The sequence below is a fragment of the Lysinibacillus sp. RU7 genome (assembly GCF_057837305.1).
The window spans coordinates 32,307-56,628 of the sequence record NZ_JBYQFK010000007.1 but is presented as its reverse complement, the minus strand read 5'-3'; the positions used below and the strand labels follow the sequence as shown (position 1 = coordinate 56,628).

Sequence of the window (24,322 nt, the reverse complement as noted above, 5' to 3'; positions counted from 1 at the left end):
CATTTTTAATGTTATCGGATTTTAAGCCGACAGACAGATATTGAGTGGGAGGGGCAACCCAATTACCACATCACGGACTTAAGGAGGTGTGTCTCGTGGCTAAAAAAGTAATTAAAGTTGTAAAACTTCAAATTCCTGCTGGTAAAGCTAACCCAGCTCCACCGGTTGGTCCTGCACTAGGTCAAGCAGGTGTTAACATCATGGGATTCTGTAAGGAGTTCAACGCTCGTACTGCTGATCAAGCTGGTCTAATCATTCCGGTTGAAATTTCAGTATTCGAAGACCGTTCGTTCACTTTCATTACAAAAACTCCACCAGCTGCAGTATTACTTAAAGTAGCTGCTGGTATCCAATCTGGATCTGGTGAACCAAACCGTAAGAAAGTTGCAACGGTTAAACGTGATAAAGTTCGCGAAATCGCTGAACAAAAAATGCCAGACCTAAACGCTGCATCTGTAGAAGCTGCAATGTTAATGGTTGAAGGTACTGCACGAAGCATGGGTATTGTTATCGAAGACTAATCCCATCTTCAAAGACTTGATGATGCATTTGTTTTTGGAAGGTTGCTGCACTCTGTTGAGGGCGCAACCTTTATTCGTGGGAGGTTCATTCCGCTACAACCACAATCAAGGAGGAAATTAACAATGGCTAAAAAAGGTAAAAAGTTACAAGATGCGGCTAAATTAGTAGACCGTTCTAAATTATATGAAGCAGCAGAAGCAATCGCTTTAGCTCAAAAAACAAGCACAGTAAACTTTGACGCTACTGTAGAAGTTGCTTTCAAATTAGGAATCGATACTCGTAAAAACGACCAACAAATCCGTGGTGCAGTAGTGCTTCCAAACGGTACTGGTAAAACACAACGCGTATTAGTATTCGCTAAAGGTGAAAAACTTAAAGAAGCAGAAGCTGCTGGCGCTGACTATGTAGGCGATGCAGAGTACATCACAAAAATCCAACAAGGTTGGTTTGAGTTCGATGTAATCGTTGCAACTCCAGATATGATGGGTGAAGTTGGTAAACTTGGTCGTGTATTAGGTCCTAAAGGTTTAATGCCAAACCCTAAAACTGGTACAGTTACATTTGACGTAACAAAAGCAATCGAAGAAATCAAAGCTGGTAAAGTAGAATACCGTGCTGACAAAGCGGGTATTATCCACGCTCCTATCGGTAAAGTTTCTTTCGAAACAGAAAAATTAGTAGAAAACTTCTTAACAGTATTCGATGTAGTACAAAAAGCTAAACCAGCTGCAGCTAAAGGTACTTATATGAAGTCTGTAAACGTAACAACTACAATGGGTCCAGCTGTTAAAGTGGATACTCAATCAGTAGTGATTAAATAATTTTATTTAAATTTGGTTGACAATGCTTCGCTTACTTGGTAAGATTGTTGCTGTTGTGAATCATCCATTTGTACCGTAGACAGTAGGAGTGACTTGTCACTTAATGATCCTACCGAGGACATCGGAGTTCGGATTCTTTTAAGATGATGACTTTCTGCCCTTATGTCTACTTTGGCATAAGGGCTTTCTTTTGTCGGTATAAATGACTCATTCTAATAGGAGGTGTCATAAATGAGCAAAGCAGTTGAAACTAAAAAGGTTCAAGTACAAGAAATCGCTGATAAATTCTCTGCTGCTGCATCTGTAGTAGTAGTTGATTACCGCGGTTTAACCGTTGCTCAAGTTACAGAATTACGTAAACAACTTCGTGAAGCTGGCGTAGAGTTCAAAGTATACAAAAACACTTTAACTCGTCGTGCTGCAGAAGTTGCTGGTGTAGAAGCTATCAACGAATTCTTAACTGGTCCAAACGCTGTTGCGTTCTCTAACGAAGACGTAGTAGCTCCAGCAAAAATTATCAACGAGTTCGCTAAGAAAAACGACGCGTTAGAAATTAAAGCTGGTATTATCGAAGGTACGGTTGCATCTGAAGCTGATGTTAAAGCTCTTGCAGAACTTCCATCACGCGAAGGTCTACTTTCTATGCTTTTATCTGTACTTCAAGCGCCAATCCGCAATCTTGCGCTTGCAACAAAAGCAGTTGCAGAACAAAAAGAAGAACAAGGTGCTTAATTCACCCCAAACTTCGAATCTCGGCTTAACGGCCTAAACTTTAAATTATAAAACATTCCATAGGAGGAAATTAAAATGACAAAAGAGCAAATCTTAGAAGCTGTTAAAGCTATGACAGTTCTTGAATTAAACGATTTAGTAAAAGCTATCGAAGAAGAATTCGGTGTAACAGCAGCAGCTCCTGTAGCTGTAGTTGCAGGCGGTGCTGCAGCAGCTGAAGAACAAACTGAATTTGATGTAGTATTAGCTAGCGCTGGTGCTGAAAAAATCAAAGTTATCAAAGTAGTACGCGAAATCACTGGTCTTGGCTTAAAAGAAGCTAAAGAAGTAGTAGATAACGCTCCTAAAGCTCTTAAAGAAGGCGCTTCTAAAGAAGAGGCTGAAGAAATCAAAGCTAAACTTGAAGAAGTTGGCGCAACTGTAGAAGTTAAGTAATTTTAACTCTAGTTGTATGAAAAGCTCGTCAATGTGACGGGCTTTTCTTTTTAGAGATAGAAAAGCTTAAAGCTTTGTAGACATCCGCATGAAAAAGATAGTATTTTAATCAAAGTAAATAGAGATTTATTTTTGACTAATCATTTATAAATGAACGGAGGCGTGTTGTATTATGTCTGAACATTATTATTCCAACAAACCTCAAACGGAAAGCAAGCCACGCCAATGGAAGTTTACTTTACTAGGGTCTGTGTTTACATTTGAAACAGATGCGGGCGTATTTAGTAAAAGCGAAGTAGATTTTGGTTCCCGTGTATTAATCGAAGCTTTTGAAATACCAGAAGTAGCAGGTGATATATTGGATGTTGGTTGTGGCTATGGTCCGATTGGGTTGTCGATTGCAAAGGCGCATCCAGAGCGTTTCGTCCATATGATGGACATTAATACCCGTGCCATTGCACTGGCTCAAAAGAATGCGCAATTGAACGGGATTCAAAATGTACGAATTTTTGAAAGTGATGGACTTGCTACGGTTGGTGATGTGAAAGCGGCAGCGATTCTAACAAATCCGCCTATTCGTGCGGGGAAAGAGACGATTTTTAAATTTTACAATGAATCGTATGAAAAGTTAGTTGAAGCAGGTGAGCTTTGGGTTGTCATTCAAAAAAAGCAAGGGGCACCATCGACAGTAAGTTATTTAGAAGAAATGTTTTCAGAAGTAGATATTGTTGAGAAGAAAAAAGGTTATTGGATTATTCGCGCGAAAAAATAGCGAACATAACTGTAAATATTGACTTGACAAATTGAATGTGATAACATAATAAAATGCAAAATTATTATTTTGAAGAAGTATGCCCTTTTGTATTAAAAAGTAGATTTTTAGGGCAGACTGCTCAAAAATAAGTTTAGTTTAACCGAAAATGAGATCAAACTTGTGTCTCGTTTTCTTTTTGTCTTTCGAAATCATACACCATTTGGTGGATTTTGCAAAGACCTATTATCGCTTTATTGAGGGGTGAATGAGTTGACAGGTCAACTAGTTCAGTACGGACAACACCGCCAGCGTAGAAGCTTTGCGCGTATTAATGAGGTGCTGGAGCTTCCGAACTTAATCGAAATTCAAACAGCATCTTATGAGTGGTTCCTTGAAGAAGGATTGCGCGAGATGTTCCACGACATTTCTCCAATCGAAGATTTTACAGGTAATCTTTCACTTGAATTTGTCGACTATACATTAGGTGAGCCGAAGTATGATGTTGATGAATGTAAAGAACGTGACGTAACTTTTGCTGCGCCATTACGCGTAAAAGTGCGTTTACACAACAAAGAAACAGATGAAGTAAAAGAGCAAGATGTGTTTATGGGTGATTTCCCATTAATGACAGAAACAGGTACGTTTATTATTAACGGTGCTGAGCGTGTTATCGTTTCGCAGTTAGTTCGTTCTCCAAGTGTTTACTTCCATGATAAAACGGACAAAAACGGTAAAAAAGGCTTCGGTGCTACGGTCATTCCGAACCGTGGAGCATGGCTTGAATACGAAACGGATGCAAAGGATGTTGTATACGTTCGTATTGATCGTACACGTAAACTACCGGTCACTGTATTGTTACGTGCGTTAGGTTTTGGCTCAGACCAAGAAATTATCGATATTATCGGTGATAACGAGTACTTACGTAATACGCTTGAAAAGGATAATACAGAAAGCACTGAAAAAGCGCTTCTTGAAATTTACGAGCGTCTACGTCCAGGTGAGCCGCCAACAGTTGAAAGTGCGAAAAGTTTACTTTACTCTCGTTTCTTCGATGCAAAACGTTATGATTTAGCGAATGTTGGTCGCTATAAAATGAATAAAAAGCTGCATATCAAAAATCGTTTATTCAATCAAACGATTGCAGAAACATTAGCTGATCCAGAAACTGGTGAAGTTTTAGTTGAAAAGGGAACGTTAATCGATCGTCGTACATTGGATAAATTAATACCTTATTTAGAAAAAGGTGTTGGTTTCCGTACGCTATCACAAGTAGGTGGCGTGTTAGAGGATGATATTACGGTACAATCGATTAAAATTTATGCCCCAAATGATGAATCACAAAAAGAAATTAATGTAATTTCTAATGCATATATCGATGAAGAAGTAAAAAATCTTACACCAGCTGATATTTTAGCATCGGTTTCATACTTCTTTGACTTATTATATGGTGTAGGTAATACGGATGATATCGACCATTTAGGTAACCGTCGTTTACGTTCTGTTGGTGAGCTACTGCAAAACCAATTCCGTATCGGTTTATCTCGTATGGAGCGTGTCGTACGTGAGCGTATGTCCATCAATGACACAGCAGCTATCGTACCACAACAGCTAATCAATATCCGTCCAGTGATTGCATCGATTAAAGAGTTCTTTGGTAGCTCACAATTATCGCAATTCATGGATCAAACAAACCCATTAGCAGAGTTAACGCACAAACGTCGTTTATCTGCATTAGGACCTGGTGGTTTAACACGAGAACGTGCTGGTATGGAAGTACGTGACGTTCACTACTCTCACTATGGTCGTATGTGTCCGATTGAAACGCCTGAGGGACCAAACATCGGTCTGATTAACTCGCTTTCATCGTTCGCAAAAGTAAATAAATTTGGCTTTATCGAAACGCCTTACCGTCGTGTAGACCCTGAAACTGGTCAAGTAACAGAGCAAATCGATTACTTAACGGCGGATGAAGAAGATAACTATGTAGTCGCACAAGCGAACTCTATATTAAGCCCAGATAAAACGTTTGCTAACGAAGAAGTAGTAGGACGTTTCCGTGGTGATAACACGGTGTTCAAACGTGACGTTATTGACTACATGGATGTATCACCAAAGCAAGTCGTATCTGCTGCCACAGCTTGTATTCCGTTCTTAGAGAACGATGACTCAAACCGTGCGCTGATGGGTGCGAACATGCAACGTCAAGCGGTTCCATTATTAAATCCAGAGGCACCATTTGTTGGTACTGGTATGGAGCACGTTGACGCGCGTGACTCTGGTGCTGCTGTTGTCGCTAAATACCATGGGATTGTGGAGCATGTAGAAGCTCGTTCAATCCACGTTCGTACAATTGAAACGGTTGACGGCAAAGAGGTAAAAGGCGACTTAGTAAAATACAAATTACAAAAATTCATTCGTTCAAACCAAGGTACATCGTATAACCAACGTCCGATCGTAAAAGTGGGCGACCGTGTAAAACCACGTGATATTTTAGCTGACGGTCCATCAATGGAAAGTGGCGAATTAGCACTTGGTCGTAACGTACTTGTTGCGTTCATGACATGGGATGGCTTTAACTACGAGGATGCGGTTATTATGAGTGAGCGCCTTGTAAAAGACGATGTATATACATCTGTTCATATTGAAGAATATGAATCAGAGTCTCGTGATACAAAGCTAGGACCTGAAGAAATCACACGTGATATTCCAAACGTTGGGGAAGATGCACTGCGTAACTTAGACGAACGCGGAATCATCCGTATTGGTGCGGAAGTTCGCGATGGCGATATCTTAGTAGGGAAAGTAACACCTAAAGGGGTTACGGAGTTAACGGCTGAAGAACGACTACTTCATGCAATCTTCGGTGAGAAAGCACGTGAAGTACGTGATACATCATTAAAAGTACCTCACGGAGCTGGCGGTATCGTTCTAGATGTAAAAGTATTCAATCGTGAAGATGGCGATGAATTACCACCGGGTGTAAACCAATTAGTTCGTGTATATATTGTTCAAAAACGTAAAATTCGCGTTGGGGACAAAATGGCCGGACGTCACGGTAACAAAGGGGTTATCTCTCGCATCTTACCGGAAGAAGATATGCCGTTTATGCCAGACGGCACACCAGTTGACATTATGTTAAACCCACTTGGGGTACCTTCTCGTATGAACATCGGACAAGTATTAGAGCTACACTTAGGAATGGCTGCACGCTACTTAGGTGAATACATGGCTACGCCTGTATTTGACGGCGCTAATGAGGAAGATGTTTGGGATACGATGGAAGAAGCTGGTATGAACCGTGATGGTAAAACGATTCTTTATGATGGACGTTCAGGTGAGCCATTTGACAACCGTGTATCTGTTGGTGTTATGTATATGATCAAACTAGCGCACATGGTTGACGATAAACTACATGCACGTTCAACAGGTCCATACTCATTAGTAACGCAACAACCGCTTGGTGGTAAAGCACAATTCGGTGGTCAGCGCTTCGGTGAGATGGAGGTATGGGCACTTGAAGCTTACGGTGCTGCTTACACATTACAAGAGATTTTAACTGTAAAATCAGATGATGTTGTAGGTCGTGTGAAAACATATGAAGCAATCGTAAAAGGTGAGAGTGTACCAGAACCAGGTGTACCAGAATCATTTAAAGTATTAATCAAAGAGCTTCAATCTTTAGGTATGGATGTTAAGATGTTAACAATCAATGATGAAGAGGTAGAGCTTCGTGATTTAGATGATGAAGACGATCTTCAACCGGCAGATGCATTAAATATTGCGCCAGTTGCGGAAGAAGAGCCAGTAGAATCATTTGAATAATAAAATGTACTAAATGTTTTAGCAAAGTCATACATTTCATGGGCAGGTATTGCCTGCCCACATGTATTACTTATGTAATTTTCCTGTGCAAAAAGTTTAATCGGATAGCGTTTAAACTTTTTTTGCCATTATATGTCGAGCTACGGAAAAGTCATTAAAGGACTTATACTAAAGGGAGGTAGGCTCCTTGATAGACGTTAATGAATTTGAATATATGAAAATTGGTTTAGCTTCTCCAGACAAGATTCGTTCTTGGTCTTATGGTGAAGTGAAAAAGCCGGAAACAATCAACTACCGTACATTAAAACCAGAAAAAGATGGTCTTTTCTGTGAACGAATCTTTGGACCAACAAAAGATTGGGAATGTCACTGTGGTAAATACAAACGTGTTCGTTATAAAGGTGTAGTTTGTGACCGTTGTGGTGTGGAAGTAACACGTGCAAAGGTTCGCCGTGAGCGTATGGGGCATATTGAATTAGCTGCTCCTGTCTCGCATATTTGGTACTTCAAAGGTATCCCAAGTCGTATGGGGCTGATTTTAGATATGTCACCACGTGCACTTGAGGAAGTCATTTACTTTGCATCTTATGTAGTAATTGATGCTGCAGGTACAAATTTAGAACATAAACAACTACTTTCTGAAAAAGAATACCGTGCATACCGTGAAAAATTCGGTAATACATTCGAAGCGGCGATGGGCGCAGAAGCGATTAAAAAGCTTCTTGAACAAATCGACTTAGAAGAAGAAACAGTCATGTTAAAAGAAGAGTTAAAAACTGCTCAAGGACAACGCCGTACACGTGCGATTAAACGCCTTGAAGTAGTAGAATCATTCCGTAACTCAGGCAACAAGCCATCTTGGATGATTCTTGATGTACTACCTGTTATTCCACCAGAGCTTCGTCCAATGGTGCAATTAGATGGTGGTCGTTTCGCCACTTCTGACTTAAATGATTTATACCGTCGTGTTATTAACCGTAACAACCGTTTAAAACGTTTACTGGATCTTGGTGCACCAAGCATTATCGTACAAAACGAAAAACGTATGTTACAAGAAGCAGTCGATGCTTTAATTGACAACGGTCGTCGTGGTCGTCCGGTAACAGGTCCTGGTAACCGTCCGTTAAAATCGCTTTCACATATGCTGAAAGGGAAACAAGGTCGTTTCCGTCAAAACTTACTTGGTAAACGTGTAGACTACTCTGGTCGTTCCGTTATCGTAGTAGGTCCAAACTTAAAAATGTACCAATGTGGTCTACCAAAAGAAATGGCGATTGAGTTATTCAAGCCTTTTGTTATGAAAGAACTGGTAGAACGTGGTCTTGCACATAATATTAAGAGTGCAAAGCGTAAAATCGAGCGTATGCACAATGAAGTATGGGACGTTTTAGAAGACGTTATTCGTGAGCATCCGGTATTACTTAACCGTGCCCCGACGCTTCACCGTCTTGGTATTCAAGCATTCGAGCCGACATTAGTAGAAGGTCGTGCTATTCGTCTTCACCCATTAGTATGTACAGCTTACAACGCTGACTTTGATGGTGACCAAATGGCGGTCCACGTACCATTATCAGCAGAAGCACAAGCAGAAGCTCGCCTACTGATGTTAGCAGCTCAAAACATCCTGAACCCGAAAGATGGTAAACCAGTTGTAACACCGTCTCAAGATATGGTACTAGGTAACTACTACTTAACGCTTGAGCGTGAAGGTGCACGTGGTGAAGGCGCTATCTTCTACGGTCCAGATGAAGTGTTAATTGCATATCAAACAGGTCATGTGCATTTACACACACGTATTGCGATTAAAGCTTCTTCATTAAACAACCCGACGTTTACAGAAGAGCAAAATAGCATGTTCTTATTAACGACTGTTGGTAAGGTAATCTTCAACGAAATTTTACCGGCATCATTCCCTTATATTAATGAGCCAACAGATACAAACTTAGAAGATAAAACACCTGAGAAGTATTTTGTAAAATTAACAATTGATGCAGAAGCACTTGCAGAGGTGGAAGCAACGGAAGGATATGCGTCATTATCAGAAGATGAACAAATCCAAGCGCAACGCCAAGCTGTATTACGTAAGCATTTTGCTTCGATTCCAGCGGTGTCACCATTCCGTAAGAAATTCTTAGGAAACGTTATCGCACAAGTATTTAAGCAGTTTAAAATTACGGAAACGTCTAAAATGCTTGACCGCATGAAAGACTTAGGTTTCAAATACTCAACTCGTGCTGGTATTACAGTAGGTGTATCGGATATCGAGGTATTACCTGATAAAGGTAAAATCCTTGAGGAAGCACAAGGAAAAGTAGACAAAGTGATGAAGCAATTCCGTCGTGGTTTAATCACAGAGGAAGAGCGCTATGATCGCGTAATTGAGATCTGGTCAAAAGCGAAGGATGTTATCCAAGGCAAGCTGATGGACTCTTTACAAAAAACAAACCCAATCTTTATGATGTCTGACTCTGGTGCCCGTGGTAACGCATCGAACTTTACACAGCTTGCTGGTATGCGTGGTCTGATGGCCAACCCAGCTGGTCGTATTATCGAGTTACCAATCAAATCTTCGTTCCGTGAAGGTTTAACGGTATTAGAATACTTCATCTCGACTCACGGTGCGCGTAAAGGTCTTGCCGATACAGCGTTAAAAACGGCCGATTCAGGTTACTTAACGCGTCGTCTAGTAGACGTTGCACAAGACGTAATCGTTCGTGAAGATGATTGTGGTACGGACCGTGGTTTAACAATCGGTGCGTTAATGGAAGGTAACGAGGTTATCGAAGCACTAGATGAGCGTATCGTAGGTCGTTATACGAAGAAAACAATCCTACACCCTGAAACAGGGGCGGTTGTTTTAGAACGTGATGGATTAATTACACAAGATATCGCAAAAGTTATTGAAGAAGCTGGTATCGAGCAAGTAACTATCCGTTCTGCATTCACATGTAATACAAAGCATGGTGTATGTAAAAAATGTTACGGTATGAACTTAGCTACTGGCGACGAAGTAGAGGTTGGGGAAGCGGTTGGTATTATCGCTGCTCAATCGATTGGTGAGCCAGGTACGCAGTTAACGATGCGTACATTCCATACAGGTGGGGTAGCCGGAAACGATATTACACAAGGTCTTCCGCGTATCCAAGAGATTTTTGAGGCGCGTAATCCGAAAGGGCAGGCGGTTATTTCTGAAATCTCAGGTTCGGTGACAGATATCGAGGAAATTCGCGAAGGCTTAAAAGAAATTACAATTACAGGTGAAGTAGAAACACGTAAATATCAGGCGCCATACAATGCACGTCTGAAAGTAGTACTAGGTGATGAAGTGAAACCTGGTCAAATTCTGACAGAAGGTTCTATCGATCCAAAACAATTATTAAAAGTAAAAGATGTAGCAACAGTGCAAGAGTATCTGTTGAAAGAAGTACAAAAAGTATACCGTATGCAAGGGGTAGAAATTGGTGACAAGCACATCGAGGTAATGGTTCGCCAAATGCTTCGTAAAGTGCGCGTAATTGAAGCGGGCGATACAGAGCTATTACCAGGTTCATTACTAGATGTGCATCAATTTGCTGAGGCAAACGTAGAGGCTGTTTTAAGTGGGAAAAACCCTGCAACATGTCGCCCAGTAATCCTTGGTATTACAAAAGCGTCTCTTGAAACAGAATCGTTCTTATCTGCTGCATCATTCCAAGAAACAACACGTGTGTTAACGGATGCAGCGATTAAAGGTAAGCGTGATGAGCTCCTTGGTCTGAAGGAAAACGTAATTATCGGTAAACTTGTTCCTGCAGGTACTGGTATGCAACGTTACCGTCAAATCCGCATTGCAGATGATATCGATGCAACGGAAGAAGAATTAACTGCATTTGAATAAATGATGTATTCCGGGTAGGCGTGTTCCTACCCGGGATTTTTAAAGATATTAGTTGACACTCAGTATTAGGGATGATAATATATTCAAGGTTGATAGTTAACTGTCTGTACTTCGGAGGATATGAAAATGTCTTATGATAAAGTAACACAGGCTAGTCAAACAATCATAGGTACAAAGCAGGCAGTGAAAGCGATGCGTGCTGGACAAGTGACCGAAGTTTTTATTGCACTTGATGCAGACAGTTGGGTAACCGATCCGGCCATTCTTCTCGCGAAAGAAATCGGGATACCAGTTCATCTCGTTGAGTCGAAAAAAGAACTTGGGAAAGCTTGCGGCATTCAAGTTGGAGCTGCAGTTGTTGCGGTTACTGCGATGTAGTTTTTGTGTATAGTACACAAAGACTTTGTTTTTACCCAAAAAATGAACCACCTGGATGTGTGGTATTACAAGGATCCAATGAAGGGAGGAAAAATCGATGCCTACAATTAACCAATTGGTACGTAAGCCTCGTAAATCTAAAATCACGAAATCAGACTCACCAGCGTTAAACAAAGGATATAACTCATTTAAAAAATCTTTAACTGATGTTAAATCTCCACAAAAACGTGGTGTTTGTACTCGTGTAGGTACTATGACGCCTAAAAAACCTAACTCAGCGTTACGTAAATACGCTCGTGTACGTTTAACTAACCAAATCGAGGTTACAGCTTACATTCCTGGTGAAGGCCACAACTTACAAGAGCACAGTGTTGTTCTTATCCGTGGCGGTCGTGTAAAAGACTTACCAGGGGTACGTTATCACATCGTTCGTGGTGCACTTGACACTGCTGGTGTTAACGGCCGTATGCAATCTCGTTCTCTATATGGTACAAAACGTCCAAAAGAGAAAAAATAATTTAAACTACAAATTCTAAAATAGATATTCATCTGAAAGGAGGAAAACACATGCCTCGTAAAGGTCCTGTTTCCAAACGTGACGTGTTACCAGATCCAATTTATAATTCAAAACTAGTAACTCGTTTAGTTAATAAAATGATGATTGACGGTAAAAAAGGTACTTCTCAAAAGATTTTATACGGTGCGTTCGAACTTGTGAAAGAACGTTCAGGTCAAGATCCTCTAGAAGTATTCGAAGCGGCATTAAACAATGTAATGCCAGTTCTTGAAGTACGCGCTCGTCGTGTTGGTGGTTCTAACTACCAAGTACCGGTTGAAGTTCGTCCAGAACGCCGTACAACTTTAGGTCTTCGTTACTTAGTAAACTACTCTCGTCTTCGTGGTGAAAAAACGATGGAAGAGCGTTTAGCTAACGAAATCTTAGATGCATCAAACAACACTGGTGCTTCAGTTAAGAAACGTGAAGATATGCACAAAATGGCAGAAGCGAACAAAGCATTCGCTCACTACCGCTGGTAATATAACCTATGTACTGACTAATTTGGTCAGTACAAGGTTTTATATAGTCTAAACCCAATATGGAAGGAGCAATTTCCGATGAAACGCGAATTCTCTCTAGAGAATACACGTAATATTGGGATCATGGCTCACATTGATGCTGGTAAAACAACAACAACTGAGCGTATCCTTTATTACACTGGTAAGATTCACAAAATTGGTGAAACTCACGATGGTGGAGCTCAAATGGACTGGATGGAGCAAGAGCAAGAACGTGGTATTACAATCACTTCTGCTGCAACAACAGCTCAATGGGCAGGTCACCGTATTAACATCATCGATACTCCAGGTCACGTAGACTTCACAGTAGAAGTAGAACGTTCACTACGTGTACTTGATGGTGCGGTAACAGTACTTGATGCTCAATCTGGTGTTGAGCCTCAAACTGAAACAGTATGGCGTCAAGCTACAACTTACGGCGTACCACGTATCGTATTCATCAACAAAATGGATAAAATGGGTGCAGACTTCTTATACTCTGTAGGTACTTTACATGAGCGCTTACAAGCAAACGCTCACCCAATCCAATTACCAATCGGTGCTGAAGATGAATTCAAAGGCATCATTGACTTAGTAGAAATGAACGCAACATTCTATGGAAACGACGAAGGTACAGCGCTTACTGTAGGCGAAATTCCAGCAGAATTCCAAGACCAAGCTGAAGAGTACCGTGAGAAATTAATCGATGCTGTAGCAAGCGTTGATGAAGATCTTATGGAGAAATACTTAGAAGGTGAAGAAATCACTGTAGCTGACCTGAAAGCAGCTATCCGTAAAGCAACAATCGCGGTAGAGTTCTACCCAGTACTTTGCGGTACAGCATTCAAACACAAAGGTGTTCGTAAAATGCTAGATGCAGCAGTTGATTACCTTCCAGCGCCAACTGACGTACCAGCAATCAAAGGTACTTCTGTTGATGGTGACGAAGAAATCGTACGTCATTCTTCAGACGACCAGCCGTTCTCAGCGCTTGCGTTTAAAGTTATGACTGATCCATTCGTAGGTAAATTAACATTCTTCCGTGTGTACTCAGGTACTTTAGATTCTGGTTCATACGTACAAAACTCTACAAAAGGTAAACGTGAACGTGTAGGTCGTATCCTACAAATGCACGCGAACAGCCGTGAAGAAATTTCTAAAGTATTCGCTGGTGACATCGCTGCTGCTGTAGGTCTTAAAGATACGACTACTGGTGATACTCTATGTGACGAGAAAAACCTTGTTATCCTAGAGTCTATGGAATTCCCAGAGCCAGTTATCTCTTTATCTGTAGAGCCTAAATCAAAAGCTGACCAAGATAAAATGGGTCAAGCTTTACAAAAATTACAAGAAGAAGATCCAACATTCCGTGCTCACACTGACCAAGAGACTGGTCAAACAATCATCTCTGGTATGGGTGAGTTACACTTAGACATCCTTGTTGACCGTATGAAACGTGAATTCAAAGTTGAATGTAACGTTGGTGCGCCAATGGTATCTTACCGTGAAACATTCCGTGGTTCTGCACAAGTTCAAGGTAAATTTACTCGTCAATCAGGTGGTCGTGGTCAATACGGTGACGTATGGATCGAGTTCTCTCCAAACGAAGAGGGCGCAGGCTTTGAATTTGAAAATGCTATCGTTGGTGGTGTAGTACCACGTGAATACATTCCAGCAGTTGAAGCAGGTCTTCGTGACTCGCTTGACCGCGGTGTAGTTGCTGGTTACCCATTAATCGACATCAAAGCGAAATTATTCGATGGTTCTTACCATGATGTTGACTCAAACGAAATGGCGTTCAAAATCGCTGCTTCTATGGCACTAAAAGCTGCTGCATCTAAATGTAGCCCAGTTATTTTAGAGCCAATGATGAAAGTTGAAGTTGTAATGCCAGAAGAGTACCTTGGTGATATCATGGGTAACATTACTGCTCGTCGCGGACGCGTTGAGGGTATGGAAGCTCGCGGTAACTCTCAAGTAGTACGTGCAATGGTTCCACTATCTGAAATGTTCGGATATGCTACAACTTTACGTTCAGCAACACAAGGTCGCGGTACATTCTCAATGGTATTCGATCATTATGAAGAAGTACCAAAATCAATTGCTGAAGATATCATCAAAAAAAATAAAGGTGAATAATTGAATTTTCATCTTGTATCAAGTATAAATAACTTGTAAGCTATGATTGACATGGCAAGGAAGGGCCCTTGCTTGCCATGCAGTTATAACATAAAAAAACTAAAACATATATTTAGGAGGCTTTCTCTAATGGCTAAAGAAAAATTTGACCGTTCGAAAACGCATGCTAACATTGGTACAATCGGACACGTTGACCATGGTAAAACAACTTTAACTGCTGCTATCGCAACAGTATTATCTAAAAAAATGGGTGGCGAAGCTAAATCTTACGCTGACATCGATAACGCTCCAGAAGAAAAAGAGCGTGGTATTACAATCAATACTTCTCACGTAGAATATGAAACTGAAACTCGTCACTATGCACACGTTGACTGCCCAGGACACGCTGACTATGTTAAAAACATGATCACTGGTGCTGCTCAAATGGACGGCGGTATCTTAGTAGTATCTGCTGCTGACGGCCCAATGCCACAAACTCGTGAGCACATCCTTTTATCTCGTCAAGTAGGTGTTCCTTACTTAGTAGTATTCATGAACAAATGTGATATGGTTGACGACGAAGAATTATTAGAATTAGTAGAAATGGAAATCCGTGACCTACTTTCTGAATATGACTTCCCAGGCGATGATATTCCTGTAATCAAAGGTTCTGCTCTTAAAGCTCTTGAAGGCGAAGCTCAATGGGAAGAAAAAATCGTTGAATTAATGGATGCTGTAGATTCTTACATCCCAACTCCAGAGCGTCAAACTGACAAACCATTCATGATGCCAGTAGAGGACGTATTCTCTATCACTGGTCGTGGTACAGTAGCAACTGGCCGTGTTGAACGTGGTCAAGTTAAAGTTGGTGACGTAGTTGAGATCGTTGGTCTTCAAGAAGAAGCAAAATCTACAACTGTTACTGGTGTAGAAATGTTCCGTAAATTATTAGACTACGCTGAAGCTGGAGACAACATCGGTGCTTTACTTCGTGGTGTAGCTCGTGAAGATATCCAACGTGGTCAAGTATTAGCTAAACCAGGTTCAATTACTCCACACACAAACTTCAAAGCTGAAGTTTACGTTTTATCAAAAGAAGAGGGTGGCCGTCATACTCCATTCTTCTCTAACTACCGTCCTCAGTTCTACTTCCGTACAACTGACGTAACAGGTATCTGTAACTTACCAGAAGGCGTTGAAATGGTAATGCCTGGCGATAACATCGAAATGACAGTAGAACTTATCGCTCCAATCGCTCTTGAAGAAGGTACTAAATTCTCTATCCGTGAGGGTGGCCGTACTGTAGGCGCTGGCGTAGTTGCTTCTATCCAAAAATAATTTTAGCTAACGCTAATTTTCTAAAAACCTTGAGGGGACGCTCTCAAGGTTTTTTTGTTGTTTTTGGAAAATATACTTTTTCTTAAAAAAATAACGATCTAAAAGCGAAGGGTAGCGAGTATAACTGAAGTATGCCCGGTGGAAATCAATGTTTCACACCCGTTTATTAACAGTAAAAGGTAAATAAGCACGCTTGCCAATATATATTAGCTTTTTAAAGGTATTTACATTGCCCTACTCTAGCTAAAATACGTCCTACTTATTTATCTATAAGACTGCAACCCTTTCAGTTATATAACAATTTTGATTATTTAAAATTGTTATATAACTAAATCGAATAATGACTATTCAAAATATGTATTTCATTTCTAAAGGGGAATCGATTTATAATGAGGGTACGCAAGGGGAGAGAGTTTTCTCTTATTAGTGAGTAGTCACAAGGGGGATTTATTTATGACAAAGTATATTCAAGTAGGAAATCTTCAAGTAGCTTCTGAGCTTTATGATTTTGTAAATACAAAAGCGCTTCCAGAAAGCGGTGTAGAGCAAGCGCAATTTTGGGCTGGATTTGATACATTAATTCACGATTTAGCACCGGAAAATAAAGCACTTTTAGCACGTCGTGATGAGCTACAAGAACTAATTAATAACTGGCATAAGGAAAACAAAGAGAACTTTGATTTTAATGCATACAAATCATTCCTACAAGAAATTGGGTACCTTGAGCCAAAAGTGGAACCATTCAAAGTTTCAACTGAAAATGTAGATGATGCGATTGCTGTGCAAGCGGGTCCACAATTAGTAGTACCAGTAAACAACGCTCGTTATGCTATCAATGCAGCGAATGCTCGTTGGGGAAGTCTATATGATGCGTTATATGGTACAGACGCAATTAGTGAAGAAGACGGTGCTGAAAAAGGCAAAGGCTACAATCCTGTTCGTGGGGAAAAGGTAATTGCTTATTCTAAAAATGTATTAGATCAAGCGGTGGCGCTGAAAGGTGCTTCACATACAGATGTAGTAAAATATGCAATTGTAGATGGCGAGTTAGTCGCTACATTACAAAACGGTGAAACTACTGGTCTTGAAGATGCTTCAAAATTAGTAGGCTATCAAGGCACACTTGAAGAGCCAACAGTTGTGTTAGTAAAAAACAATGATTTACACATCGAAATTCAAATCGACCGTGAGCATCCTATCGGCAAGACGGATGCAGCAGGTGTGAAAGATATCGTATTAGAATCAGCTGTTACAACAATTATGGACTGTGAAGACTCTGTTGCAGCGGTGGATGCAGAAGATAAAGTATTAGTATACAGCAACTGGTTAGGTTTAATGAAAGGTGATTTAGTCGCTACGTTCCAAAAAGGTTCCAAAACAGTAGAACGTACATTAAATCCTGACCGCACATATACAGGGGTAAACGGTGAAACAATTACATTATCAGGTCGTTCATTAATGTTTGTGCGTAACGTTGGGCACTTAATGACAAATAGCGCTATTTTGGATAAAGATGGAAATGAAGTACCGGAAGGAATTTTAGATGGCGTTATGACAAGCTTAATCTCAAAACATGAGCTATTAGGTAATGGCCAACATAAAAACTCTCAAAAAGGCTCTATTTATATCGTAAAACCAAAAATGCATGGTCCACAAGAAGTGGCATTTGCTAACAAACTATTTGGTCGCGTAGAAGATTTACTTGGCTTAGAGCGATTCACACTAAAAATTGGTGTAATGGATGAAGAGCGCCGTACATCATTAAATTTAAAAGCATGTATTAAAGAAGTAAAAGACCGTGTTGTATTCATTAACACAGGCTTCCTAGATCGTACAGGTGATGAAATCCATACATCAATGGAAGTTGGCCCAATGATTCGCAAAAATGAAATCAAATCTTCTACTTGGTTACAAGCGTATGAAAAATCAAACGTAGTAGTAGGGCTTGATGCGGGCTTACAAGGTCGCGCGCAAATCGGTAAAGGTATGTGGGCAATGCCAGATTTAATGGCGGAAATGTTAAAGCAAAAAATCGGCCATCCACAAGCAGGGGCAAACACGGCTTGGGTACCATCACCAACAGCTGCGACATTACACGCAACACACTATCATCAAGTAAACGTAAAAGACGTACAAAAAGGTTTATCGAGCTCAGAGGACTTCACAGATTCGATTTTACAAATTCCAGTTTCACCAACAACAGACTGGAGCCCAGAGGAAATCCAACAAGAATTAGATAATAATGCGCAAGGTATTTTAGGCTATGTTGTACGCTGGGTAGAACAAGGGGTAGGTTGTTCGAAAGTACCTGACATCAACGACATCGGCCTGATGGAAGACCGTGCAACGCTTCGTATTTCTAGTCAACACGTGGCAAACTGGTTACATCACGGGATTTGTACAGAAGAACAAGTTGTTGAAACAATGGAGCGCATGGCGAAAGTCGTAGATGAGCAAAATGCGGGCGATGCAACATACCGTCCAATGGCGCCAAACTACGAAGAATCTGTCGCATTCCAAGCAGCTTGTGAGTTAGTATTTAAAGGCTACGATCAACCAAACGGCTATACAGAGCCAATCCTACACAAAAAACGTTTAGAAGCAAAAGCGAAATACGGTAGCACAGTAAACGCTTAAGCAATACACTGCATTAAAAAAGACACAATCTCACTTAGAGATGTGTCTTTTTGTTTAGTCAGAAATAAAATCGTGCGTCAGTGCAATAAACTCCCGTACAGCATAGGATAAATATTTATTTTTTTTCCACGCCATCCCTAGTTCTAAGAAGATATGTTCTTCATCAAATGGGATAGCTACAATTGTATCATCCTTTATTTTCTCACAAATTTTTTTAGGAAGTAAAGCAATCCCTAGCTTAGCTGCGACCATTTCAATAATTAAATCTTTCTGTGATGTTTCACAAGCAATGTTAGGAACAAAACCGTATTTAGCGCATTCTTCCACGATACGGTCATATAAAGTGAAGTCTTTACGGTACATGACAAATGTTTCTTTTTTTAGCTCAGATAATTTGATAAAAGGACGAGTAGCTAGTGGATGATCCGGATGAACAATTAACATTAGTGGGTCCTTTAATATACTAATCGTTTCCAATTGATTAGTCGCGATGCATAAATTGCAAATTAGGCCAATATCTAATTCCCCTGCTTCCACCCCTTCGCGAATCTTTTTCGTCCCCACCTCAGATAAGATAATTTCAATATAAGGGTATTGCTCCTTATACTGACTTACTAATTTTGTGAAAAACTCTGCACCGACAATCGGTGGAATGCCGATACGGATTTGGCCTTTTTTTAAATCCATTAAGTCGGTTAACTCAGAGCGTAAATTTTTAAATGCTTCTAATACTTGCTTCGCATTCACTAACACCGCCTGCCCTGCATCTGTTAGCTCTAACTGCTTAGATGAGCGATAAAATAACGGTACACCTAACTCGGCTTCTAAATTTTGAATAGCTTTACTAATAGAAGGCTGTGATACATGTAAAGTAGAAGCAGCTTTTGTAAAACTTAGATGTCTCGCAACCTCTGCAAAGTATTCAATTTGACGAATGTCCAAAACAAGCCCTCCTTATAAACAGAAATAAATTAATTGTTATAGCAATATAGAAGATGTTTCATATAAAAGTATTTATATGAATGTAAAACACAATTACTACTCATTATACAATTAATCGGAAATATTAGAAATCAACAACAAAATCAAAATACTTTGCTATTTTGTTACATACTTGTATATATTGGTATTTTACAAAAAGTGTATAATAATAGATGAACATTTCTTGAGAGGGGCGGGAGACGTGAAAGTATATTTAATAGAAGATGATGAATCGATTTTCGAAGTCATTAGGGAACGCTTCGCACAGTGGTCGATTGACGTAATAGGACCAGCCGACTTTCAGCGCGTACTAGATGATTTTTTAGCGGAGCAGCCGCAACTGGTCATTATTGATATTCAATTACCGGCCTTTGATGGGTTTCATTGGTGCCGAGAAATACGAGCGATTTCCAAAGTGCCGATTTTATTTTTATCCTCACGAGATCACCCGATGGATATGGTGATGGCGATGCAAATGGGGGCGGATGATTTTGTGCAAAAGCCCTTTCATATGGAAGTATTATTAGCAAAAGTACAGGCATTACTTCGACGTACATATGACTATCAAGAACAACCAACTGAAATGCTACGGTGGAACGGGGCTATCATTGATTATGATCGTGCAACGGTTGAATATGATGGGAAGCACATTGAGTTAACGAAAAATGAGCTATTTATTTTGAAGGTGTTGCTTAAATCGAGTGGACAAATTGTGTCGCGGGATGAATTGATGCGAAAGCTTTGGGATGATGAACGCTTCGTTAACGACAATACTTTAACGGTCAATGTGAATCGACTGCGTCAACGACTTGAGGAAATTGGTTTAGAAGATGTCATTGTGACGAAAAAAGGGCTCGGTTATATGGCGGTGTCACAATGATGTGGCTATTTTTGAAAGAACGGCTTGCATGGATTGTTTTTTTTATCTGTCTGCAACTATGGATGAATATTTTATTCTTTTTAGATGATGGCTTTTCCGATGTATCGATACGGTACATCAACCTAATAAACGTACTGCTTTTCCTCATTTTCTTTAGCTGGCGTTATGTAAAAGAATCAAAGCAGTTGCGCACTTTTTGTAGTGGGGCTGCAGTGGAGGATGAAGTCTCGCCATTTCAGCGACAAATGTTACAGCACGTGAATAAAACAATACATGAACTAGAGCAACAAATGAACAAGCAAAAGCTAGATGCATTAGAGCGACATGATGAAATTCTTGCTTGGGTACATGAAATGAAATCCCCAATGACCGCGCTGAAGCTAATGACCGATCAAATAGAACAAGAGACATTAAAAGAGCGGATCGAATATGAATGGCTCCGCATTTATTTATTACTGGATCAGCAACTCCATGCGACACGCCTATCTACGATTGAAAAGGATAATCGGTTAGAGAAAGTTGTATTGCAATCGGTTATTTATAAAGAAATACGCGAGCTGCGTTCGTGGTGCTTAGAAAAAGGCATTGGGATCGAAATAGGCGAGTTAGAGGAAGTAGTGACAACGGATGCCAAATGGCTTGGGTTTATTTTTAGACAAATTTTCTCGAATGCGGTGAAGTACAGTAAACCGAATACGGAAATTCATATTTATACAGAACAAGATACACAAGGGCATATGTGTTTGCACGTGCAAGATGTTGGTTGTGGGATTGCAGCGGAAGATTTACCACGTGTCTTTCAAAAATCGTATACGGGTACCATTGGCCGAGAAACGATGACTGCCACAGGGATGGGCCTCTATTTAGCGAAGCAATCTGCCGAGAAATTAGGGATTCGCCTTCAGATGACGTCACAAGTCAATGTAGGAACAACGGTGACCATGCAGTTTCCAATGGACAATGAATATCATAAATCGTACGGTATGTGACGAAAATGTCATGTACCGTTTTTATTTGTCATGTAAAACGAACGAAACGAAAAGATGAACAAGATAAAATAAAAGCAACAAGTTGAAGTAAAGGATGAGAGAGATGCCGATTTTAATCGCAAGGAAAATTCGTAAAACGTATGGTAAACGTGCATTACAACAGGAAGTATTAAAGGGAATAGATTTAGAAGTCAACAAAGGGGAATTCGTCGGCATTATGGGGCCTTCAGGGTCGGGGAAAACGACGTTATTAAATGTGCTATGTTCGATTGATGCTGTTTCAGAAGGACTAGTGGAAATCAACGGACAAAAATTACAAGGGATGAAAGAAAAAGTACTCGCCAACTTCCGACGCGAGCAACTAGGCTTTATATTCCAAGATTATAATTTACTCGATACATTAACGGTAAAGGAAAATATTTTGCTTCCCTTGTCAATCAGTAAAATTCCAAAGGCAGCAGCAGAAGCTAGATTTAAAGAGCTTGTGAAGATTTTAGGAATTGAAGATATTATTAGTAAATATCCAAATGAAATTTCAGGAGGGCAAAAGCAGCGAACGTCTGCAGCACGTGCCCTCATTTCAAATCCTTCTATTATATTTGCGGACGAACCGACTGGCGCACTTGACTCTAAATCGGCTACGGCGCTACTTGCAAATTTAGAGAAGATCAATAAAGAAAAGCAGGCAACGATTATGATGGTGACACATGATGCTGTTGCCGCAAGCTTTTGCAGTCGCGTGCTATTTTTAAAGGACGGGCAAATTTATACGGAGCTTTATAAAGGCGAGAAATCACGGAATGAATTTTTCCAACAAATTTTAAATACGCAAAGTGTGCTAGGTGGTGATGGCTATGACGCTTAGCCAACTTGTCCTACGTAGTATGCAAAAAAATATTAAGCATTATTATTTATACTTTTTCGCGCTTATTTTTAGTGTCACGCTCTATTTTTCATTTATTACGTTGCAATTTAATGACTCTGTATTAAAAGCCGCAGAAAACAGCGGTACAGCTACAGCTGGATTTGATGCGGCATCGTATTTACTGTATTTTATCGTGACGTTTTTCGTGTTATATGCCAATCATTTATTTATGAAGCGCCGCAGTAAAGAAATCGGGCTTTATCAGTTAATTGGGATGACGAAAGGGCTAATTGTTCGATTAATTGCATTAGAAAATATGCTTTTATTTGTCGGAGCAGTTGTCATTGGAATGAGCGTCGGGTTTTTAAGCTCTCGTATTTTTGCGATGATTTTATTAAAGGTGTTGGATTATGATGCAGTCGTCAGCATGACATTTAGTACGGAAGCGATTGTTCGAACAGCACTTATTTTTGGGGTTTTATTAATCGTCATTTTAATTCAAATGGCATTTATCATTCGTCGTGTATCGTTACTATCATTATTCACAGCGTCTAAACAGGCTGATGAGCGAGTGAAGCGCTTTAGTGTAGTACAAATGGTTGTTGGAGCGATTGGAATTGGTTTAATTGTATATGGCTATTATGCTTCAACAAAACTATTTGATTTAGAAAGTGCGAACAATTTATTTTTAAATATGATCATCATTTTAGTAATGACCATTGGCGGTACGTTTTTAGTGTTCCGTTTTTCTGTTTCGTTTGTTATAAACTTAATACGTTTAAAGAAAAATGGGCATTTAAAGTCGACTGATGTACTGGCTTTGACGCCAATTATGCATCGGATGAAGGGGAATGCAAAGTCATTAACGCTCATTACAGTACTTACAGCGGTGTCTCTAGCGATTACAACACTTTCGTATATCACTTATTATTCGGCAGCTAGTCAGGCTAGAGTTACTTCACCTACCGATTTTACTGTATTTGATGAGGAGGGGGATCAGTTTTTAGCGGCGCTTGAAATGAATAATATTCCTTATGAAACAACAACTTATCGCTTAAAGCAGGTAAAGGTCAATGTGAGCGAAATAGTAGATGTCAATTTAAAAAATAGCCCGCTTATAAATTTAGATGCTGAAACAACTGTCATACCACTTTCTGATTTTCAGCAAATCGTACCAGAGTATACTCTTGTAGAGGGAGACGTGTTAGTGACCAATCATGTAGGTATGTTGGCACAAATGCTTCCTATCAAAGTAGAGAGTGTACCAACTGTACAGGCAGATGAGCAGCTTTTTGAAATGCGTATTACAGAAGTACGGGAAGATTTGTTGGCCGGATTAGCTATTGGTGGTGGAGCCCCAGTCTTTATTGTAACAGATACACAATTTGAGGAAATTCCAACAGTAGCAACGATGCCTTTTGCAAAGCAAATTTCTGTTGAGGTAACAGAAGAATATGAAGAACGTGCAGAATCACTTTACAAGGCAATGAATCTGAACAAGCTTTCTAGGGAAGTTCTTGATGAAGAAAGTGATGAAATGGTTGTTGAAACCATTTCCCAACCTTCATTTGAACAAGCTCGTAGTGCAACGATTAAATCGATGGGGGTCATCATTTTCACTACTGCCTTCCTTGGCTTAGCTTTCTTACTTGCAACAGGTAGCATTTTATACTTTAAGCAAATGTCTGAGGCGGATGAGGAGCTACCATCGTATACGATTTTGCGTAAAATCGGTTTCTCGCAGCAGGACATTATGCGCGGCATTTATGCAAAACAGGCGTTTAACTTCGGTGTACCGCTGTTCATTGGATTACTGCACAGCTACTTTGCAGTGAAGTCAGGTTGGTTTTTATTCGGCTCAGAATTAGTGGCTCCATTACTGATTACAATGAGCTTGTATATAGCGATGTATATTCTATTTGCTGTATTATCCATCAGTTATTACAAAAAGGTGATCAAGCAATCTTTATAAATAACTCAACTTTCGCAGCTAGATAGCTTAACGAAAGCCTAGAGATGGCTAACTGTATTCCCCTTAAAAAATACATTTGATTTTTATTGAAAAAATCATTTACACATAATAAAGTGAAAAACTCAGCAGACTCCATTTGGACGTC

18 protein-coding genes and 1 other annotated feature are annotated in these 24,322 nt (G+C 40.0%); of the genes, 17 read left to right on the top strand and 1 reads right to left on the bottom strand.

The genetic code is table 11. The features are described from left to right. Positions 1-95 precede the first annotated feature (95 nt). The 13 genes from rplK (at position 96) to AC3II9_RS06970 (ending at position 18,490) form a co-directional block, all read left to right on the top strand. Positions 96-521 carry a 50S ribosomal protein L11 gene (rplK, locus tag AC3II9_RS07030; RefSeq protein ID WP_042478596.1) on the top strand — a complete coding sequence of 142 codons (426 nt, stop codon included), beginning with the start codon at positions 96-98 and terminating at the stop codon, positions 519-521. Between the two features lie 123 nt (positions 522-644). Beyond that, entirely contained in the window at positions 645-1,343 is a 699-nt protein-coding gene (gene rplA / locus AC3II9_RS07025; RefSeq protein WP_489154305.1) for a 50S ribosomal protein L1, read from the top strand. 55 nt (positions 1,344-1,398) lie between these two features. Then, positions 1,399-1,541 (top strand) — a sequence feature (ribosomal protein L10 leader region). A 33-nt stretch (positions 1,542-1,574) separates the two neighbouring features. Further along, entirely contained in the window at positions 1,575-2,075 is a 501-nt protein-coding gene (rplJ, locus tag AC3II9_RS07020) for a 50S ribosomal protein L10 (protein WP_489154303.1), read from the top strand. A 75-nt stretch (positions 2,076-2,150) separates the two neighbouring features. After that, complete coding sequence (gene rplL / locus AC3II9_RS07015; protein ID WP_489154301.1) at positions 2,151-2,510, top strand: 50S ribosomal protein L7/L12; 360 nt, start codon at positions 2,151-2,153, stop codon at positions 2,508-2,510. 172 nt (positions 2,511-2,682) lie between these two features. After that, positions 2,683-3,282, top strand: coding sequence for a class I SAM-dependent methyltransferase (locus AC3II9_RS07010; RefSeq protein WP_489154299.1), 600 nt, complete (start codon positions 2,683-2,685; stop codon positions 3,280-3,282). Positions 3,283-3,525: 243 nt separating this feature from the next. Beyond that, a complete protein-coding gene (gene rpoB / locus AC3II9_RS07005; protein ID WP_489154297.1) occupies positions 3,526-7,086 on the top strand; it encodes a DNA-directed RNA polymerase subunit beta in 3,561 nt (1,186 codons plus the stop codon). Positions 7,087-7,273: 187 nt separating this feature from the next. Then, on the top strand, positions 7,274-10,963 hold the full coding sequence (gene rpoC / locus AC3II9_RS07000) for a DNA-directed RNA polymerase subunit beta' (protein WP_489154295.1): 3,690 nt from the start codon (positions 7,274-7,276) through the stop codon (positions 10,961-10,963). 126 nt (positions 10,964-11,089) lie between these two features. Further along, complete coding sequence (locus AC3II9_RS06995) at positions 11,090-11,341, top strand: ribosomal L7Ae/L30e/S12e/Gadd45 family protein (RefSeq protein WP_391374346.1); 252 nt, start codon at positions 11,090-11,092, stop codon at positions 11,339-11,341. A gap of 97 nt (positions 11,342-11,438) precedes the next feature. Beyond that, a complete protein-coding gene (rpsL, locus tag AC3II9_RS06990; RefSeq protein WP_391374344.1) occupies positions 11,439-11,858 on the top strand; it encodes a 30S ribosomal protein S12 in 420 nt (139 codons plus the stop codon). 50 nt (positions 11,859-11,908) lie between these two features. Beyond that, on the top strand, positions 11,909-12,379 hold the full coding sequence (rpsG, locus tag AC3II9_RS06985; RefSeq protein ID WP_332649144.1) for a 30S ribosomal protein S7: 471 nt from the start codon (positions 11,909-11,911) through the stop codon (positions 12,377-12,379). Between the two features lie 78 nt (positions 12,380-12,457). After that, positions 12,458-14,536 carry an elongation factor G gene (gene fusA, locus AC3II9_RS06980; protein ID WP_391374341.1) on the top strand — a complete coding sequence of 693 codons (2,079 nt, stop codon included), beginning with the start codon at positions 12,458-12,460 and terminating at the stop codon, positions 14,534-14,536. A gap of 129 nt (positions 14,537-14,665) precedes the next feature. Continuing rightward, the gene (tuf, locus tag AC3II9_RS06975) at positions 14,666-15,853 is read left to right on the top strand and encodes an elongation factor Tu (protein WP_391374339.1); all 1,188 of its coding nucleotides are present in this window, start codon (positions 14,666-14,668) and stop codon (positions 15,851-15,853) included. Positions 15,854-16,306: 453 nt separating this feature from the next. After that, on the top strand, positions 16,307-18,490 hold the full coding sequence (locus tag AC3II9_RS06970) for a malate synthase G (protein WP_489154293.1): 2,184 nt from the start codon (positions 16,307-16,309) through the stop codon (positions 18,488-18,490). Positions 18,491-18,544: 54 nt separating this feature from the next. On the opposite strand, the gene AC3II9_RS06965 is transcribed toward AC3II9_RS06970, so the two are convergent. Continuing rightward, the gene (locus tag AC3II9_RS06965) at positions 18,545-19,432 is read right to left on the bottom strand and encodes a LysR family transcriptional regulator (protein ID WP_489154291.1); all 888 of its coding nucleotides are present in this window, start codon (positions 19,430-19,432) and stop codon (positions 18,545-18,547) included. Between the two features lie 241 nt (positions 19,433-19,673). Between AC3II9_RS06965 and AC3II9_RS06960 the strand changes: the two genes are divergently transcribed. The 4 genes from AC3II9_RS06960 (at position 19,674) to AC3II9_RS06945 (ending at position 24,177) form a co-directional block, all read left to right on the top strand. Next, the gene (locus AC3II9_RS06960) at positions 19,674-20,351 is read left to right on the top strand and encodes a response regulator transcription factor (protein WP_489154289.1); all 678 of its coding nucleotides are present in this window, start codon (positions 19,674-19,676) and stop codon (positions 20,349-20,351) included. Further along, on the top strand, positions 20,348-21,340 hold the full coding sequence (locus AC3II9_RS06955; protein ID WP_489154287.1) for a sensor histidine kinase: 993 nt from the start codon (positions 20,348-20,350) through the stop codon (positions 21,338-21,340). The genes AC3II9_RS06960 and AC3II9_RS06955 overlap by 4 nt, the downstream gene beginning before the upstream one ends. A gap of 103 nt (positions 21,341-21,443) precedes the next feature. Beyond that, entirely contained in the window at positions 21,444-22,205 is a 762-nt protein-coding gene (locus tag AC3II9_RS06950) for an ABC transporter ATP-binding protein (protein WP_489154285.1), read from the top strand. Beyond that, positions 22,195-24,177, top strand: coding sequence for an FtsX-like permease family protein (locus AC3II9_RS06945; protein WP_489154283.1), 1,983 nt, complete (start codon positions 22,195-22,197; stop codon positions 24,175-24,177). Before AC3II9_RS06950 ends, AC3II9_RS06945 begins: the two co-directional genes overlap by 11 nt. Positions 24,178-24,322 lie beyond the last annotated feature (145 nt).

Bases quoted from the DNA above. Each gene is read 5' to 3' on its own strand.
- rplL (WP_489154301.1), top strand. From the start codon at position 2,151: ATGACAAAAGAGCAAATCTTAGAAGCTGTTAAAGCTATGACAGTTCTT.
- AC3II9_RS06955 (WP_489154287.1), top strand. From the start codon at position 20,348: ATGATGTGGCTATTTTTGAAAGAACGGCTTGCATGGATTGTTTTTTTT.
- AC3II9_RS06945 (WP_489154283.1), top strand. From the start codon at position 22,195: ATGACGCTTAGCCAACTTGTCCTACGTAGTATGCAAAAAAATATTAAG.
- AC3II9_RS07010 (WP_489154299.1), top strand. From the start codon at position 2,683: ATGTCTGAACATTATTATTCCAACAAACCTCAAACGGAAAGCAAGCCA.
- rpsL (WP_391374344.1), top strand. From the start codon at position 11,439: ATGCCTACAATTAACCAATTGGTACGTAAGCCTCGTAAATCTAAAATC.
- AC3II9_RS06970 (WP_489154293.1), top strand. From the start codon at position 16,307: ATGACAAAGTATATTCAAGTAGGAAATCTTCAAGTAGCTTCTGAGCTT.
- rpsG (WP_332649144.1), top strand. From the start codon at position 11,909: ATGCCTCGTAAAGGTCCTGTTTCCAAACGTGACGTGTTACCAGATCCA.
- rplJ (WP_489154303.1), top strand. From the start codon at position 1,575: ATGAGCAAAGCAGTTGAAACTAAAAAGGTTCAAGTACAAGAAATCGCT.
- AC3II9_RS06995 (WP_391374346.1), top strand. From the start codon at position 11,090: ATGTCTTATGATAAAGTAACACAGGCTAGTCAAACAATCATAGGTACA.
- rplA (WP_489154305.1), top strand. From the start codon at position 645: ATGGCTAAAAAAGGTAAAAAGTTACAAGATGCGGCTAAATTAGTAGAC.
- fusA (WP_391374341.1), top strand. From the start codon at position 12,458: ATGAAACGCGAATTCTCTCTAGAGAATACACGTAATATTGGGATCATG.
- AC3II9_RS06950 (WP_489154285.1), top strand. From the start codon at position 21,444: ATGCCGATTTTAATCGCAAGGAAAATTCGTAAAACGTATGGTAAACGT.
- tuf (WP_391374339.1), top strand. From the start codon at position 14,666: ATGGCTAAAGAAAAATTTGACCGTTCGAAAACGCATGCTAACATTGGT.